1 pseudogene is annotated in these 681 nt (G+C 64.9%); it reads right to left on the reverse strand.

Annotated features, from left to right (window positions below):
• Positions 1-624, reverse strand: a pseudogene (locus AWB74_RS45085) (hypothetical protein); the annotation flags it as partial.
• Positions 625-681: the final 57 nt, after the last annotated feature.

The raw sequence follows: 681 nt of genomic DNA on the forward strand, positions 1-681 counted from the left end.
CGGTGGTATCGTCACCGGCGCGTACATGACCGGGTTTTGAAAAGAGCCCCTGAAGTGCAACAACGCGACTTCGCCAACCGTGCCGACGAGACCTGCTGCGGCCACCAGTCCGAGCGCCCGTCCCGCCTGCATGCCCAGGAGCCTCGGCTCGGTCGACGGCTGCTCGCGCAGGCGCTCCGCAACGGCGCCGAGCGCGCCACTCAACACGAGTGCAATCGGTGCGCCGAGCGGTGCTGAGTAAAAGAGGTTGTTCCAGCTCCAACCACCGGGGCGCTTCATAATGTTGTACACGTGAAAGCCCGCACCACTGAGTCCTGCCGCGCCCGCAGCCAGGTAGATCGCATGGCGCGCGAGATGCGTGCGTGCTCGCGCGTCAGCGCCACCGTGCAACCCCGCTGCAAGCGCAAGCGCTGAGGTCACGAAGGGGGTGTACATCGCCTTGTTGGCGAACGCGCCGCGGTAGTGCTCGATACCGCTGTCGGCCAGTACTGAGAGCGCGAGCAGTGCCGAACTGCGATTGAAAGTGCGCGCTGCTTCGAGATGCGCCTGCACCGGTCTTGCAGGCATCCCTCGGCCACTTTGAGGACGCTTATGCTGAGGATGCTTATGCGCTGCGTGCGCCATCAGTGCGCCCCCGACACAGGCGGCCAGCCCAATTAAAAGACCGGTGCTTCGGACCTG

It is taken from the genome of Caballeronia arvi, from assembly GCF_001544695.2.
In the GTDB taxonomy this organism is placed as follows: domain Bacteria; phylum Pseudomonadota; class Gammaproteobacteria; order Burkholderiales; family Burkholderiaceae; genus Caballeronia; species Caballeronia arvi.